This is a genomic window from Paenarthrobacter sp. NCHU4564 (assembly GCF_052156435.1).
Classification (GTDB): Bacteria; Actinomycetota; Actinomycetes; order Actinomycetales; family Micrococcaceae; genus Arthrobacter.
Genome location: NZ_JBQLIS010000025.1, coordinates 26596 through 41851 on the forward strand (window position 1 = coordinate 26596; position 15256 = coordinate 41851).

General features: G+C 65.4%; 12 protein-coding genes. 7 read left to right on the plus strand and 5 right to left on the minus strand.

Annotation, left to right across the window (positions count from 1 at the left end; translation table 11 throughout):
* The first annotated feature begins 63 nt into the window (after positions 1 to 63).
* Positions 64 to 903 carry an aldo/keto reductase gene (locus ACSVIE_RS18995; protein ID WP_442424851.1) on the plus strand — a complete coding sequence of 280 codons (840 nt, stop codon included), beginning with the start codon at positions 64 to 66 and terminating at the stop codon, positions 901 to 903.
* A 105-nt stretch (positions 904 to 1008) separates the two neighbouring features.
* Here the strand turns inward: ACSVIE_RS18995 and ACSVIE_RS19000 are convergent, their stop codons facing one another.
* The 4 genes from ACSVIE_RS19000 to ACSVIE_RS19015 form a co-directional block, all read right to left on the minus strand.
* The gene (locus tag ACSVIE_RS19000; RefSeq protein ID WP_442424871.1) at positions 1009 to 2577 is read right to left on the minus strand and encodes an APC family permease; all 1569 of its coding nucleotides are present in this window, start codon (positions 2575 to 2577) and stop codon (positions 1009 to 1011) included.
* 145 nt (positions 2578 to 2722) lie between these two features.
* A complete protein-coding gene (locus tag ACSVIE_RS19005) occupies positions 2723 to 4375 on the minus strand; it encodes a GMC family oxidoreductase (RefSeq protein WP_442424852.1) in 1653 nt (550 codons plus the stop codon).
* Positions 4376 to 5872 (minus strand): aldehyde dehydrogenase family protein, encoded by a 1497-nt coding sequence (locus ACSVIE_RS19010; RefSeq protein ID WP_442424853.1) that lies wholly within the window; start codon positions 5870 to 5872, stop codon positions 4376 to 4378.
* 334 nt (positions 5873 to 6206) lie between these two features.
* On the minus strand, positions 6207 to 6806 hold the full coding sequence (locus tag ACSVIE_RS19015) for a TetR/AcrR family transcriptional regulator (RefSeq protein WP_442424854.1): 600 nt from the start codon (positions 6804 to 6806) through the stop codon (positions 6207 to 6209).
* A 165-nt stretch (positions 6807 to 6971) separates the two neighbouring features.
* Between ACSVIE_RS19015 and ACSVIE_RS19020 the strand changes: the two genes are divergently transcribed.
* Positions 6972 to 7919, plus strand: a complete 948-nt coding sequence (locus tag ACSVIE_RS19020) for an AsnC family transcriptional regulator (RefSeq protein ID WP_442424855.1) — start codon at positions 6972 to 6974, stop codon at positions 7917 to 7919.
* On the opposite strand, the gene ACSVIE_RS19025 is transcribed toward ACSVIE_RS19020, so the two are convergent.
* Entirely contained in the window at positions 7906 to 9360 is a 1455-nt protein-coding gene (locus tag ACSVIE_RS19025; RefSeq protein ID WP_442424856.1) for an amidase, read from the minus strand. The genes ACSVIE_RS19020 and ACSVIE_RS19025 overlap by 14 nt on opposite strands.
* Positions 9361 to 9643: 283 nt before the next feature.
* On the opposite strand from ACSVIE_RS19025, the gene ACSVIE_RS19030 reads away from it, so the two are divergent.
* The 5 genes from ACSVIE_RS19030 (at position 9644) to ACSVIE_RS19050 (ending at position 15233) form a co-directional block, all read left to right on the plus strand.
* Positions 9644 to 10402, plus strand: a complete 759-nt coding sequence (locus tag ACSVIE_RS19030) for a DUF5058 family protein (RefSeq protein WP_442424857.1) — start codon at positions 9644 to 9646, stop codon at positions 10400 to 10402.
* 61 nt (positions 10403 to 10463) lie between these two features.
* Positions 10464 to 11198 carry a hypothetical protein gene (locus ACSVIE_RS19035; RefSeq protein WP_426006054.1) on the plus strand — a complete coding sequence of 245 codons (735 nt, stop codon included), beginning with the start codon at positions 10464 to 10466 and terminating at the stop codon, positions 11196 to 11198.
* 45 nt (positions 11199 to 11243) lie between these two features.
* Complete coding sequence (locus ACSVIE_RS19040; RefSeq protein ID WP_442424858.1) at positions 11244 to 12470, plus strand: amidohydrolase; 1227 nt, start codon at positions 11244 to 11246, stop codon at positions 12468 to 12470.
* 15 nt (positions 12471 to 12485) lie between these two features.
* The gene (locus tag ACSVIE_RS19045; RefSeq protein ID WP_442424859.1) at positions 12486 to 13715 is read left to right on the plus strand and encodes a CaiB/BaiF CoA transferase family protein; all 1230 of its coding nucleotides are present in this window, start codon (positions 12486 to 12488) and stop codon (positions 13713 to 13715) included.
* Complete coding sequence (locus ACSVIE_RS19050; protein WP_442424860.1) at positions 13716 to 15233, plus strand: carboxyl transferase domain-containing protein; 1518 nt, start codon at positions 13716 to 13718, stop codon at positions 15231 to 15233.
* The last annotated feature ends 23 nt before the right edge of the window (positions 15234 to 15256 follow it).

The window sequence follows — 15256 nt, forward strand, 5'->3', positions numbered from 1 at the left end:
CGGATAGCTGATTCTCGTAATATTTGGTGCTTTGAGCAACTTCATGCTGGCAGGATGGCAGACATGACTTCCTCACCAACACTTACTTTCAACGACGGCAACACCATTCCCCAGCTCGGCTACGGGGTGTGGCAGGTTGAAGACGATGTAGCCGAAAAGGTTGTCCGCCAGGCATTCGAGGCCGGCTTCCGCCACATCGACACCGCCAAGATCTACGGCAACGAGGCCGGCGTCGGCCGTGCCATTGCTTCCTCCGGTCTCTCGGCTGAGGACATCTTCATCACCACCAAGCTGTGGAACGCAGACCAGGGCTACGAGTCCACTCTTGCTGCCTTCGAGGAATCCCTGGACCGCCTCGGCCTGGAGACCCTGGACCTGTACCTGATCCACTGGCAGCAGCCCAAGCAGGACAAATACGTGGACACCTGGAAGGCCCTGATCGAGCTGCAGAAGCGCGGTCGCGTCAAGTCCATTGGTGTTTCCAACTTCACCATCGAAGGCCTGCAGCGCATCATCGATGAGACCGGCGTTGTCCCGGCCATCAACCAGATCGAGCTGCACCCGTTCTTCAACCAGTCCGAGCTGCGTGAGTTCAATGCTTCCAAGGGCATCCTGACCCAGGCATGGTCCCCGCTGGGCCAGGGCGGCGAGCTGCTCGAGAACGCTACGGTCGCCGAGATTGCTGCAAAGCATCATGCCACCCCTGCCCAGGTGGTTATCGCCTGGCACCTGGCCATCGGCAACGTGGTGATCCCCAAGTCCGTCACCGAATCGCGCATCCAGGAAAACTTCGCGGCCCTCTCCGTGAAGCTGGACGACGCTGACGTCCAGGCCATCAACGGCCTGGACCGTGGCGACGAAGGCCGTATCGGCCCGGACCCGGCTGTCTCCGACTTCGCCTAAGCCGCAGCACGCAAGTGCCCCGCCCCAACTAAGTAGCATTTGTGCGCGTTATGAGGGCTCATAACGCGCACTTCTGCGACCTAGTTGGGGGCGGGGCACTTGTTGTTAAGGCACGACGGCGGCGGGCGGGTTTGCTGACTGGCCTGCGGGCTGCGGCTCCTCACCCGATGAGGGATGGGCCGCGACCGCTGCGGCGTGCTCGGCGAGAACGCCCGTCTGGTGCCTGATCTTCAGCAGGTACAGCAGCGCGCCTCCCACGGTCACGGCGGCCACGAAGATCACTCCGCCCCACTGCAGGTACCACTCGAAGGGCGGGACGGAGTTGTAGATCTCCTGCCGCGGCCAGATCAAGTTGATTGTCATGGCGCCGCCCCAGAGCACGGCCAGGATATTCACCGGCAGCCCCCACTTGCCCATGCTGAACCCGGGCTCCGAGCCGTCCGCGGTGGCAAGGGGCCACTTCTTCAGGAACCGTTTGCGCAGCAGGGGTACTGTCACCAGCAGGTAGGACAGGTAGATCAGCACGATGCTGATGCTGGACAGGATGGTGAAGATCGCGGGCTGCATGACGTTGATGAGCAACGGGAGGATGGCAAGCACTCCAATGACGATGGCGGCCACGGTGGGGGTGCGGCGGACGGGATCAACCTTGCTGAGCTGCCGGCTGAAGGGCAGGTTGTTGTCCCGGGCCATGGCGAACATCATGCGGATCGCCGCTGCATGGACGGCCAGGGTGCAGACGATCACAGCGACCACAATGCACGCCAGGAACGCCTTGCCAAAAGGGCCGCCCAGGACGCTGAGGACGATGTACTGGAGCCCGCCATCGGCCGCACCAACCTTGGGGTCAGTGAGGTCCGGTGCGGCAAGGATGCCGAAGAACAGGATCAACCCACCCAGGAGGAAGGAGGCGGTCACGGCCCGGATGATGGCCTTGGGGGCCGTTTTCTTGGGGTCCTTCGTCTCCTCGCCCAGGGAACTGGCCGTATCGAATCCGTACATCACGTAGCCGGAGGCCATGGCGGCGATAAGGAAGGCACCGAAGAAGCCCAGGTCGGTGCCTTCTCCAAAGCCGGCGGTATCGAAGAATACCTCGGGACCGCGCACCACATGCCAGCCAAGCGCAAGGATCAACAGCACGGCCGCAATCAGCTCAACGAAGACACCGATGCTGTTGATGCGCGTCATGAGCTTCACTCCGAAGGCGTTGATCAGCGTTGAGATGGTGATCATGATCGTCGCCAGAACCACACCGTTCATGGCGAAGTCGAACGGCCCGGTTCCGTCCCCCACGATCTGGAAGCCGGACCAGAGTTGCGGGAGGGTGATCTGCAGCGCCAGTGCTACAGAACCCAGGGCCATGATGGAGGAGAGAAGCAACAGCCACCCGGCAAGCCACGCCGACGTCCCCGAGGCCAGCCGCTTGGCCCAGTTATAGACAGACCCGGCCACGGGATATCGGCCCGCAAGCTCGGCAAAACAGAGGGCCACCATGAGCTGGCCGACAAAGACGATTGGCCAGGACCACGCATAGGCAGGGCCGGCCATGGAGAAGCCGAAATAGAACAGTTGAAAAACACCGGTGAGGATGGAGATGTAGCTGACGCCGGCAGCAAAGCTGGCGAACTTGCCAATGCTGCGGTCCAGGGTCTGCGTATAGCCAAACTCATCCATGCCGCTTGAATCATTACTCTTGCTGGGTTCCACTATGGACTCCTTATCAGAAAAGCAAGATGGGATCGGCCGCCCTGGGGCGCGGCGAATCAGGATTTGCTGTGGTGGTTTCCCCCAATGGAAGGGGCCCCGGAGGGCACCCTTCTCAGGCGTACGACGGCGTGAATTCCTCCTCTTCGGTAGTAGCGGCGGCAGCGTTGGCCTCGCCACGTGCAGCCTTGATCAAGTCGGCGCAGCGCTCGCCGATCATCATGACGGTGATGTTGGGGTTGACGGTCACGTGCTCCGGCATGACGGACGCATCGGCGACCCGGAGTCCGGTGACCCCCTTGACCCGCAACGCAGGATCCAAAGGTGACATGTCGTCGTCGTACGCTCCCATCCGAACGGTCCCCACCGGGTGGTAGACCGTGTTGTGGGTCTTGCGGATGTAGTCCTGCAGCTCCTCGTCGGTTTGCGCATCGATGCCGGGTGAGAGTTCCCGTCCCGTCCACTCAGCCATGGCTGGCTGGGCGGCGATCTCGCGGGCCTTGCGGATGCCGGCAACCATCACGCGCATGTCGTGGCCCTCAGGGTCAGTGAAGTAGCGAGGATCCACCATGGGCTTGTCGCGGAAGTCCCGGCTGCGCAGCCGCACGGTGCCGCGGGAGCGGGCGTGCGTGACGTTCGGGGTGAGGCTGAAGCCGTTCTCGGTGGTGGGGTAGCCGTGGCGGAGGGTGTTCATGTCGAACGGCACCGAGCCGTAATGCATCATGAGGTCGGGGCGGTCCAGTCCATCCTCCGTGGGCGTGAAGATACCGATCTCCCACCACTGGGTGGAGGTTTCCACCATGGGCCGCTTGGCCTCGAACTGTACCAGGCCCTCAGGGTGGTCCTGCAGGTTTTCGCCCACGCCGGGGGAGTCCACCAGTGCTTCAATACCGTGTTCGGCAAGGTGTGCGGCCGGGCCGATACCGGACAGCATGAGCAGCTTGGGGGAGTCGATTGCGCCGGTGGACAGGATCACCTCGTGGTTCACGGAGAGCCGGTGCGTGCGGCCAAAAGCGGAGTCCACAACATCGACGCCGGTGCAGCGCCTGTCCGTGTCGAACACCAGTTGCCGGGCCCTCAAACCGGTCAGGAGGGTGAAGTTGGGCCGGTCGATAATCGGGTGGATGTAGGACACTGAGCTGGAGGAGCGCGTGCCGTCCGCCCGGCGGTTGATCTGGAAGAAGTTCGCTCCATTGATGACCGTGGCGCCCGTGTTGAACTTCGCGCGGGGTATGCCCGACTGTTCGCAGGCGTCCAGCAGTGCGACGCCGGCGGGATCGGCGGGAGGGACGTTCATCAGGTGTACAGGACCCGAGTCCCCGTGGTGCGGGGCATCCGGACCGGCGTCTTCGTTGGTTTCCAGGCGCTTGTACAGCGGCCAGGCGGCATCGGCGTTCCATCCCGTTGCCCCGTACTTGGATTCCCATTCATCCAGGTCCTCGCGGGGAGCCCAGAAGGCGATGCAGGAGTTGTGGCTGGAGCAGCCGCCCATGACCTTGGCACGGGCGTGGCGCATGAAGGAGTTGCCGTTTTCCTGCGGTTCGATCGGGTAGTCCCAGTCGTAGCCTGATTCGAGGAGTTCCATCCAGCGGTCCAGCTGCAGGATTTCGGGCAGATTGCGGTCGTCCGGGCCTGCTTCAACGAGCGCGACCGTGACATCCGGATCCTCGCTCAGCCGGGCGGCTACCGCTGCCCCGGCGGACCCGCCGCCGATCACGATGTAGTCGAAAGAGCGCTCGCCGAGGTTCTCGATGTTGTCGAAGTGCATCTAGTTCTCCTTGCCGTGGTCAGCGAACCAACCAGTGACCTGGGGGTTGGTGTTCTGGTAGATGTGCTTGGCTTCCTGATACTCGGCCAGTCCGGTGGGGCCGAGCTCCCGGCCCACTCCCGATGCGCCGAACCCGCCCCACTCCGCCTGGGGGAGGTAGGGGTGGTAGTCGTTGATCCAGATCGTGCCGTGGCGCAGCCTGCCTGCCACGCGCTGTGCTTTTCCGGCGTCCTGCGTCCAGACGGCACCGGCCAGTCCGTAGATGGTGTCGTTGGCGATGGCCACGGCCTCGTTCTCGGTGCGGAAGGTCTCCACCGTCACCACCGGGCCGAACGCCTCATCGGTGACCACGGACATTCCCCGGGTGACGCGGTCCAGGATGGTCGGCTGGTAGTAGAACCCGGCGTCGTACTTTCCGCCTTCAGGTGCGGAACCGCCGGTCCGCAGCCGCGCGCCTTCGGCGATGCCGCGCTGGACGTACTCGTGGACCTTGTCGCGGTGGTCTGCGGAGATCAGCGGACCGGTCTCGGCGTCCTCGTCGAAGGGGCCGCCCAAGCGGATCGCCTGGGCGCGGCGCACCAGCTCGTCCACAAAGCGTTCGGCGATGGACTCCTCCACCACCAGTCGGGCACCTGCCGAGCAGACCTGGCCTGAGTGGAGGAAGGCGCCGTTGAGGGCGTTGTCGACGGCGGCATCGAAGTCCGCGTCAGCGAAGACAACGTTGGGGTTCTTGCCGCCGAGTTCCAGCGCGACCTTCTTGACAGTTGCGGCGGCGGCAGCGGCGATGCTCTTGCCGGTTTCCAGGCCACCGGTGAAGGAGACGAGGTCGACGTCGGGATGTTCCGTCAGCGGTGCGCCCACCTTGCGGCCGGGTCCGGTGACGAGGTTCGCGACGCCGTCGGGCAGGCCCAGGTCCTTCATGAGCTGCATGCATAGGATGCTGGTGGACGGAGTCAATTCGGCCGGCTTGAGGACGAAGGTGCAGCCGGCCGCCAAGGCCGGGGCGATCTTCCATGCGGCCTGGAGCAGGGGGTAGTTCCACGGCGTGATGAGGCCGCACACGCCTACGGGTTCATAGGCAATCCTGCTGACGATATCGGGATTCCCGGCGTCAACCACGCGGCCCGGTTGCTGGCCGGCAAGCCTGCCGAAGTACTCGAAGCAGGCTGCGATGTCGTCGATGTCGATGCGGCTCTCCACGATCCGCTTTCCCGTGTCCAGCGACTCGGCACGGGCGAACTTTTCGCGGTGTTCGCGAAGTCCCGCTGCCACTTTCAAGAGGAACGTCCCGCGCTCCGGGGCAGGTGTTCCGGACCAGACTCCGGAGTCGAACGCGGCGCGGGCCGCGGCAATGGCGCGTTCGGCGTCTTCCTTGCCACCTTCTGACACTGTGGCGACCACTTCACCGTCTGCCGGATTGCGGATCTCCCGTGAAGCACCGGAGGCGGCCGCCTCCCATGAGCCGTTGATGAAGAGCGTGGATGCTGTTGTTGACATGGTTCTCCCTCGGTAGTGGGTGCCAATGCCCGGCTGAGAGCGTGGGCTGGGGTGTTGACGTCCCGCGCGTCCCTGAATGTGGGCACGGCACAGCTGCGCCTGGTGGGGCCGTTGCTGTGGGGCGGGTATTGCTGCGCGGCCGTCGTGTGGTGCGGCGCGATCCCGGCCTGCGTACTGAAACGTTGCCGGGAGGTGGGTGGTGCTTTCGCTAAGAGCCAGGAACGAGTGTGTCGTAGGTCATAGAAAGACAGTAGAGCACTTTGAACGATCGTTCAAGGGTTTTGAAGCGAGATATATCAATCTGCCGGTTTGTGACCTGCGGGGCTTGCTGGTGCTACTTGGCGTCCCGGGCCGGAGCGAAGGCGATTTCTTCCGTGCGTGCGATGCTTCGCTGGATGGCGGCCTTGTCGATGCCCAGGAGAGACGTCAACCACATGCCGTTCTGGATCACGACAATGTCCGCACCGCGGTCCCGGCACTCTTCCCAGGAAAGTTTTGGATTGGCGTTGGAGACCAGGGTGGCGAGGCCGTCGATGTACCGGTCGAACGCGGCTGCGTTGATTTCGGCGTAGCCTTCGTCAGCCTGCGCCAAGGCCCACAGGTGTAGACGCAGGGACAAGTATCCGGTGGTCAGCAGATCCGCGCCGGCCACGCGGCGGAGGGCCTGGCGGAGTTGTTCCTGGGGGTCGGTGGCCTGGTCCACGGCCACCAGCAGGAGATCGTGCTCGTCAACGCGTCGGAGCGCGGCCCGGATCAGGGTCGTTTTGTCGTCAAAGTAGTAGTTGACCAGACCCAGCGCGACGCCGGCTTCACGCGCCACAGCACGCATACTCACACCTGAAATGCCGTGTCGGGAGAGCAGCTCCATCGCCGCGTCAAGGATGCGGGACTGCTTGTCGAGCTGACCACCGGAGTTCAACGTATTCGTCCCCATGTGGCAACCCTATTGCCAAAGGGGTGGGAGGTGCACTTTGGGTTACCGGCTATTCACCGCGTTTGCCGGGTCTCGCCCCGGGACCACAACCGACCCAGCCGCGCCTATAGTCTGTCCTGAGACCCCTGATCCAGTGGCCAGGGCCAACCGAACGGAGCGCGAGCAGTGCTGTTTGACCCCTTGGAGCGGCAAATCGTTGCGGCCCTGCAGCTGGATCCGCGCTGCCCGTGGCGCAAGATGGCAGCTGTCCTGGGGGAGGCCGAGCGGACTGTTGCCCGTCGCGGTGCCCAGCTCCTTGAGTCCGGCGCCGTGGCGGTGGTCGGGGTGAGGCCGCGCCCGGCCGCGGTGCTCGTGGAAATGCGCTGCAACCCGGGAACGGTCCGTGCCGCGGCCCAGGCTTTGGCGCAGCGCCACGACACGACGTTCGTCTACACCACCACCGGCACGGGGGACTGTGTGGCGGAGATCCTCACCGATCCGAACCGGATGGGCGACGTGCTGTCCGACGAACTTCCCTCCACCATCGGTTTGCGGGATTCCACGAGCTACCCCGTCCTGCGGTACTTCCGTACGATCCGCGGTTGGCGCCCGGAGGTCCTTAGCGCGGAGCGGGCAGAAGCGCTCCGTTCGGTCCTGACCCAGGACTCCGGCATCCTGGAAGCCCAGCAGCAACTGAACCGCCAGGATACCGAACTGGTCGATGCCCTGTGTGTGGACGGCCGGATGAGCTTCGAGGCCCTGGGCCGGCGGGTGGGGGTGTCCGAGGCGACTGCCCGACGCCGCAGTGAATGGCTTCTGTCCAACAACCAGGTCCAGTTGAGGGCAGTGGTTGAACCGACTGCCTTTGGGCTGGCCGTCGAGGCGTTGTTGTGGATCCGGGCCTCGCCGCAGCACGTGGAGCAGCTCGGAAAAAGCCTGGCCGAGCTGCCCACGGTCCGTTATGCCGCGGCCATCGCCGGTGATTACCAGATCGTTGCGGACGTCACCGTGGGGGACATGTCAGCCCTGTACCGCTTCATTACCGCCTCGGATTGGGCACAGTTCGCGGCCGGGGTGGACGTTTCCATCCTCCTCGATGCCCGCAAGCGCGGCGGGCGGATCACGCGGTCGTAAGTGCCGCCGTCGTGGTGGAACCGGTAGCGTCAACAGCAGGTTCGACGGCGGCGTACCCCGTCTGCTGCTCGAACGCCCGGCCCCAGCGAAGCAGCTGCATGTCCGAGTAGTGGTTGCCGGCCAACTGCAGTCCGATCGGCAGTCCGGCAGAGCTGAATCCGGCGGGAACGCTCAGCACGGGAAGGCCGGTGGCAGAAAGGACGCAGGCCGAACGCATCCAGTCGAGGTAGGTCTCCGACTCCACCCCTGCCACCGAGGCCGGGTACCGCAGGGCGGCATCGAACGGCAGTACCTGTGCACAGGGGCTCGCGAACATGTCATAGCGTCCAAAGAACTCCTGCACACCGAGCTCCAGCCGGGTCCTGGCAGCGGCTGTTTCAATCAGGTCCTCGGCCGTCAATGCCAGGCCCTTGTTCACGTTCCAATGGACTTCGGGCTTGATGACGTCCCCGGCACGCTCCAGGATCGGGCCCAGCCCGGCGGCGAAATCCAAGGCCCGGGTGTTCCCGAAGACGAGGTCTGCCTCACTGAAATCCGGTGAGGCTTCTTCCACGATCGCCCCAAGGTCCTCAAATACCGCCAGTTGCCGTTCCAGATGTTCCAGGATTTCGGGTTCCACGGGAATGCCGATCCCAAAATCCCGGGACCAGCCAATCCGCACGCCACGCATGTCCGTGTCCAATGAGGACCGGAAAACCTCGGGGTCCAGGCCTGCGGGGTGCGGAACCCTGGCATCCGGACCTGCGGTGACGGACATGAACAGCGCGATGTCCTCCACTGTGCGCGCCATCGGCCCGGTCCGGCCCAGCCACGCGTAGGCGTTGACGTCGGACGGCATGGGGATGACCGCCGTCGACGGCCTGAAGCCCACCACGTTGCAGAAGGAGGCCGGGATGCGGAGGCTGCCGCCCATGTCGCTGCCGTCGCCGATGCTTTGGATGCGGGAAGCAACGACGGCGGCAACCCCGCCGCTGCTGCCGCCGGCGCTCAACGTGGGCGCATAGGGGTTGGTGGTGGTTCCGAAGAGGTCGTTGAAAGTGTGCGAACCGGCGCCGAACTCGGGGACGTTGGACTTGCCCGTGGTCACCACGCCGGCTGACTTCAGGCGCGCAATGATGAGGTCGTCCGTGCCGGGCACGAAGTCCCGCAGGGCCAGGGACCCCTGCGTGGTACGCATACCTGCGGTGTTGTTGGTGTCCTTGTGGGTCATGGGCAGTCCGTGCAGCGGGGGCAGGTCCGCTCCGGAGGCAGTCAGTTGGTCTGCACGGTGCGCCAACGCCTGGGCACCTTCCGGATCCAGCGTCACCACGGCGTTGATGACCGGGTTGACTTCCGAGATGCGGTCCAGATGGGCGGCCAGGGCCTCCCGCGCTGAAATCCGCTTCGCGCGGATGGCGGCGGTGAGTTCGACGGCGGACAGCCCGCCAATGGTGTCAGGCATGGTGCTCCTTTGCTGGGTGTACTGCGTGAAAGTGTGCCCGGTCACACAACACGGGTGGAAGCATGCGGCCGGGCAAACCCGCAGTTTGACTGATTCGGCCACGGAGCTGGCTGATTCCGTCAACCATTGTTTGTGATCAGGCTCATAGTCAAAGCTGTTCTCAACCCGATGGCCGATTCGGTCCTCGGGCAGGATTCCCCAGACGCATGCCGTGCTGTTCAGCACACGCCGTACAACGAGGTTCGAAAAAATGCCTGCTTCTGGGCTTCACCGGGAGGTTCCCATGCACCAACCCTTCGCACCACAGCCGCTCGCTGCCGACTCCGCCGATATCCTGGCCATCGCCAACAATCCTGTCCTCTGGATCTGCGTGGCCGGCGTCTTCGGCGTCATCATCATCCAATCCGTCATCTTCATGAAAGCGGCCCGCAAAGCCGCCCCTTCCGTGGACATGAGCACCCAGGACATCAGGACGTCGTTCCGCTCCGGTGCCGTGTCCGCGATCGGCCCCTCCCTGGCGGTCTCCCTGGTGGCGATCGCCCTCCTGGGCCTCTTCGGAGCCCCGGCAGTGCTCTCCCGCATCGGCTTGATCGGCTCCGCGGCGTACGACGTTTCCGCCGCGGGCATCGCAGCCGGTTCGATGGGCGCCAAGCTCGGCGACGAGAGCTACACCCAGAGCGTTTTCGCGGTGGCGTTCTTCGCAATGAGCATCGGCGGTGCCATGTGGATGCTGGCCACGTTGATCCTTACCCCAATCCTGCGCAAGGGCGATGCCAAGATCCGGTCCGTGAATCCCGCAGCCATGGCCATCGTTCCCGCCGCTGCGTTGATCGGTGCCTTTTCCTGCCTCGGCCTCACTGAGCTGCCCAAGTCCACCATCCACGTCCTGTCCTTCGCAGTCTCAGCAGCCGTCATGGGCCTGTGCCTTTTCCTGGCCAGGAAGCTCGGCAAAAGCTGGCTGCGTGAGTGGGGCCTGGGCTTCTCGATCGTGATCGGCCTGGGTGCTGCCTTTGCCGCCGCCGGTCCTGCCGTGGGCGCCTAAGGCAACCAGCCGCCGTCGTCCTTCACTCGAGAAAACCCAGGCACTGAAAGGAACACCTCCCATGTCTTCCCTGACTTCCACTCCCGCAACAACAACCGGCACGGCGATGGCCGACTTCAACCGGACCACCTCCCGCTGGGGACAAATCACCATGATCGGCGGACTGCTGGTCTCCGTGGCAGGACCGCTGTACCTGGTCTTCGGCACCGGGCTGGACATTGGCCCCGCCCAGTTGTGGATCGCCTTCGCCGCAGTGGCGGCCACCTTCGGCATCATCTGGATCGTCGAACCCCTGACGTACTACCCGATCCTGGGGCCGGCGGCCATGTACCAGGCGTTCATGATCGGCAACATCTCCAACAAGCTCCTTCCGGCGGCATTGATCGCCCAAACCAACATCGGTGCCAAGCCAGGCAGCAAGCGGGCCGAACTCGCCGCCGTCGTTGCCATCTGCGGTGCCGCCGTGGTGCACCTGGTCTCGCTGGCGATCTTCGTGGGACTGCTGGGCAGCTGGCTGATCAGCGTTATCCCGCCGTCAGTCCTGACGGTCACCCGCCTGTATGTCCTGCCCACGGTCCTGGGTGCGGTCCTGGTGCAGGCGATCGTGTCCATGAAGCAGCCGCGCACCACCGTATTCGCCCTGCTTGTATCCGCCGTCGTGGTGTTCGTGGTCCTGCCGCTGGTGCCATCGCTCGCCATGGTGTCCACGGCCATTGCGGTTCTCGGCACCATCCTGCTGGCGTGGTTCTTCCGCGGCAAGCAGGTCAGCGAGGCCAAGCCGATCCACATCGAGTAGACCGCCGCCCCGATCAGACCCCGCACGCACCGGAAGGAAAACCACATGACCAGCACAGCAACCGCTCTCCACCTGGACGCAGTCCAGACCCAGGCCCTTCACGCCCTGTATCGACGGCTCCATGCGCATCCGGAGCTTTCCATGCAGGAACATGCCACGGCAGCTCTGATCGAAGAGCAACTGGACCGGCTCGGCATCGACCACTTCCGCTGCGGCGGCACAGGCGTGGTGGGCATCCTGCGCAACGGCGAGGGGCCGGTGGTCGCTTTCCGGGCAGACACGGACGGGCTGCCCATCGAAGAAGCCACGGGTCTGGACTACGCCAGCACGGACACCGGTGTGCTGGACGGAGCTGCCGTCCCGGTGATGCACGGTTGCGGCCACGACACCCACGTAGCGAGCCTGTTGGGTGCAGCAGAAGTCCTGGCCGGAAACCCGGACGCCTGGTCCGGGACGTTGGTGCTGATCTTCCAACCTGGCGAAGAAACCGCAGCAGGTGCCCTGGCCATGCTGGAGGACGGGCTGTGGGACAAGGCGCCGCGCCCGGAGGTGGTGTTCGGGCAGCACGTCATGCCCCGGCCTGTGGGGACCATCTCCATCTCCAGCGGCCCGGTAGCTGCCATGGCTGATTCGCTGCGCGTGACGGTGCGAGGCCAACAGTCCCACGGATCCCAGCCGCAGGATTCCATCGATCCGATCGTCATGGCCGCACACATGGTCACCCGGCTTCAGACGATCGTGTCCCGGGAAGTGGACCCGCGGAAGTCTGCCGTCGTCACCGTGGGCACCTTCCACGCGGGCCTCAAGGAGAACATCATCCCCGCGGCAGCCGAGTTCACGCTCAACATCCGCACCTTCGACCAAGACGTGCGCGGGCAGGTCCTGTCCGCAGTCCGCCGGATCATCGAGGCAGAGGCAACCGCCTCGGGCGCGCCCTCGCCGGACATCGAGGAGCTGTACCGCTTCCCTCAGTGCTACAACGATCCCGACGCCGTCCCTGCGGTTCTCGACGCACTGCGCCTCGAGCTCGGGGACGGCTCGGTCGAGGTGACGCCGCCCATGATGGGCAGCGAGGACTTCGGGCACCTGGGGACAGCCATCGGCGTGCCGTCCGTGTTCTGGATGTTCGGCGGCACACCCGCCTCGGCCTTCGATGGCCCGGGACCGGTCCCCATCAACCATTCGCCGTTCTTCGCCCCGGAGCTGGAAGGCTCCCTGGCCGGCGGAGTCTCTGCCGCCGTCGCTGTCCTCCTGTCCCGCCTGGGCAACTGAACATCAAGGATTCCCATGACTGCACCAACCGAAACCCTGGAAACTGCACCCGTCCGGCAGGCGACGGGCGGCCCGCTTGCCGGCCGGCTCGTCGTGGACCTGAGCCGTGCGCTCGCAGGACCCCACGCGGCCATGATGATGGGCGACCTCGGCGCCCGGGTCATCAAGATCGAAAATCCCGGCACAGGTGACGACACCCGGGGCTGGGGGCCACCCTTTGTAGGCCCCGGGGACGACCCGCAGGCAACTTACTTCCTGTCCTGCAACCGCAACAAGGAGTCCCTTGCCCTTGACCTCAAGAGCGATGACGGACGGACCATCCTGCGGCAGCTCCTGGAGCGCGCCGACGTGGTGGTGGAAAACTTCCGGCCAGGCGTCCTTGACCGGCTCGGATTCGGCACGGAAGCCATGCACGCCATCAATCCGGGACTGGTGATCCTGTCCATCACAGGGTTCGGCCATGACGGCCCTGAATCCCATCGCAGCGGTTACGACCAAATCCTCCAGGGCGAAGTCGGGCTCATGTCGCTCACGGGTTCCGGTCCCGACGATCCGCAACGCGTTGGCGTGCCGATAGCCGACCTCCTGTCCGGAATGTACGGAGCCTACGGGGTGGTCGCCGCCCTGCTGGAAAGAGAACGGACGGGCCAGGGACAAGTGGTGCGGACATCGCTGCTGGCATCGCTCGTGGGGGTGCACGCGTTTCAGGGAACCAAGGTCACCGTCGCTGGAGAAGCGCCGGAAGCCCAGGGCAACCACCACCCGTCCATCGCCCCCTACGGGCTCTTCCGTTGCCGGAACGGGAGTGTCCAGATCAGCGTGGGCAGCGAGAAGCTGTGGAGCGCCTTCGCCCAGGCCTTCGGGCTGGATCCGGCCGCCGACGGCCTGGCCACCAACGCCGACCGGGTGCGGAACCGTACGCAGGTCATTGAGCTCGTGGAATCGGCTTTCGCTGGACACGAGGCCGAACCGCTCCTCGCCAAACTCGCTTCTGCCGGGATTCCGGCGGGGAAGGTCCGCTCCCTGAAGGAAGTCTACGAATGGCCGCAGGTAGCATCCCAGGGCCTGCTGGCGGAGGTTGACCATCCGGTGCTGGGCCCCGTCACCCTGCCCGGATCGCCGTTGCGCTTCTTCGACAACGTGGTTGGGGCCGAGTCCACCCGCCGCACCCATACCGCGCCGCCGCTGCTCAACCAGCACAATGACGGCATTCGGGCATGGCTCGCTGCGGGGGAGGAGCACTGAATGACCGCCACCGCTACCGCCCGCCGCCTCGGCGCCCGGGAACTGCTTGATGTCATGCTCGACGCCGGGACCTACGTGTCGTGGGACCGTCCCGTTCGGGGGGCGGCCGGCTTTGACTCCGCGGCGGGGTACGCTGCCGACCTTGCAGCCGCTGCGCAGAAGTCCGGCAGCGACGAATCGGTCCTCACCGGCGAAGGCCTCATCCGGAACCATCGCGTTGCCGTGGTGGTTTCCGATTTCGCTTTCCTGGCCGGCTCCATCGGGCGCGATGCGGCACAAAGGCTGGTGGCCGCCGTCGAACGCGCAACGGAACGTGGCCTGCCGCTGGTGGCCATGCCGGCGTCCGGCGGTACCCGCATGCAGGAGGGAACCACCGCCTTCCTTGCGATGGTGGAGATTGTCGCGGCGGTCCAGGCCCACCGGTCAGCGGGCCTGCCGTATCTGGTGTACCTGCGGCACCCAACCACTGGCGGGGTCATGGCCTCCTGGGGGTCCCTGGGCCACGTGACCGCAGCCGAACCAGGTGCCCTGCTGGGCTTCCTCGGTCCCCGGGTCTATGAGGCGCTGCACGGTGAGGTGTTCCCCGCAGGCGTTCAGACCGCGGAAAATCTGTTCGATCATGGGCTGGTGGATGCCGTGGTTCCCCCGGAGGAACTTGGGAGCTACTTTGGCCGGGTGCTGGAGGTGCTGTGCACTCCTGCCTCCGGAGCGGATACGACCGCGGGTTTGGAAGCCACTGCCACACCCCTGTGCGTTGAGGACCGCCCAGCCTGGGATTCCGTTGTGGCCTCACGGGATCCGCTCCGGCCGTCCACCGCCGAGTTGCTGCGCGAAGCGGCCCACGGTGTGGTGCTGTTGCGGGGCGCCGGGGATGGGGCCAAGGAGAACGGCGTGGAGATTGCCCTGGCCCGGTTCGGCGGCAGCTCCTGCGTGGTGGTCGGGCATGGACGCCACGGGGTGTCCGGGAAGGCCATGGGCCCTGCCTCCCTCCGTGACGCCCGGCGGGGCATGCGGCTGGCCCGGGAACTCGGGCTTCCGCTGGTCACCGTCATCGACACTCCAGGCGCCACGCTGTCCAAGGAAGCCGAGGAGGGCGGGCTCGCCGCAGAAATCGCCCGGTCCCTCCACGACCTGATCAGCCTCGCAACACCCACCCTGTCCGTCCTCCTTGGGCAGGGAACAGGAGGAGGGGCCCTCGCGCTCCTGCCTGCAGACCGGACCATTGCGGCCCGGAATGCCTGGCTGGCTCCGCTGCCTCCCGAAGGGGCGTCCGCCATCGTTCACCGGACCACATCCCACGCCCCGGCGCTCGCCGAAAGCCAGGGCATCACGTCTGGTGCGCTGGCCGCCGCGGGCGTGGTGGATGTGGTGGTTTCCGAAGTGCCGGATGCCGCGCAGGAACCCGTTTCCTTCTGCCGCCGCGTGGGTGAGGCGATCGCCGTCGAACTTCACGGGCTCCGTGCCGGGACGCCCGGACTGCAGGCCCGCCGGGCAAAGTACCGCGCCCTGGTCTGCTGACGTCTTCCGGGGCTGTAATGCGT

Excerpts from the sequence above, each read along its gene's own strand:
- ACSVIE_RS18995 (WP_442424851.1), top strand. The coding sequence starts at position 64 with ATGACTTCCTCACCAACACTTACTTTCAACGACGGCAACACCATTCCC.
- ACSVIE_RS19000 (WP_442424871.1), bottom strand. The coding sequence starts at position 2,577 with ATGGATGAGTTTGGCTATACGCAGACCCTGGACCGCAGCATTGGCAAG.
- ACSVIE_RS19005 (WP_442424852.1), bottom strand. The coding sequence starts at position 4,375 with ATGCACTTCGACAACATCGAGAACCTCGGCGAGCGCTCTTTCGACTAC.
- ACSVIE_RS19010 (WP_442424853.1), bottom strand. The coding sequence starts at position 5,872 with ATGTCAACAACAGCATCCACGCTCTTCATCAACGGCTCATGGGAGGCG.
- ACSVIE_RS19015 (WP_442424854.1), bottom strand. The coding sequence starts at position 6,806 with ATGGGGACGAATACGTTGAACTCCGGTGGTCAGCTCGACAAGCAGTCC.
- ACSVIE_RS19025 (WP_442424856.1), bottom strand. The coding sequence starts at position 9,360 with ATGCCTGACACCATTGGCGGGCTGTCCGCCGTCGAACTCACCGCCGCC.
- ACSVIE_RS19030 (WP_442424857.1), top strand. The coding sequence starts at position 9,644 with ATGCACCAACCCTTCGCACCACAGCCGCTCGCTGCCGACTCCGCCGAT.
- ACSVIE_RS19035 (WP_426006054.1), top strand. The coding sequence starts at position 10,464 with ATGTCTTCCCTGACTTCCACTCCCGCAACAACAACCGGCACGGCGATG.
- ACSVIE_RS19040 (WP_442424858.1), top strand. The coding sequence starts at position 11,244 with ATGACCAGCACAGCAACCGCTCTCCACCTGGACGCAGTCCAGACCCAG.
- ACSVIE_RS19045 (WP_442424859.1), top strand. The coding sequence starts at position 12,486 with ATGACTGCACCAACCGAAACCCTGGAAACTGCACCCGTCCGGCAGGCG.
- ACSVIE_RS19050 (WP_442424860.1), top strand. The coding sequence starts at position 13,716 with ATGACCGCCACCGCTACCGCCCGCCGCCTCGGCGCCCGGGAACTGCTT.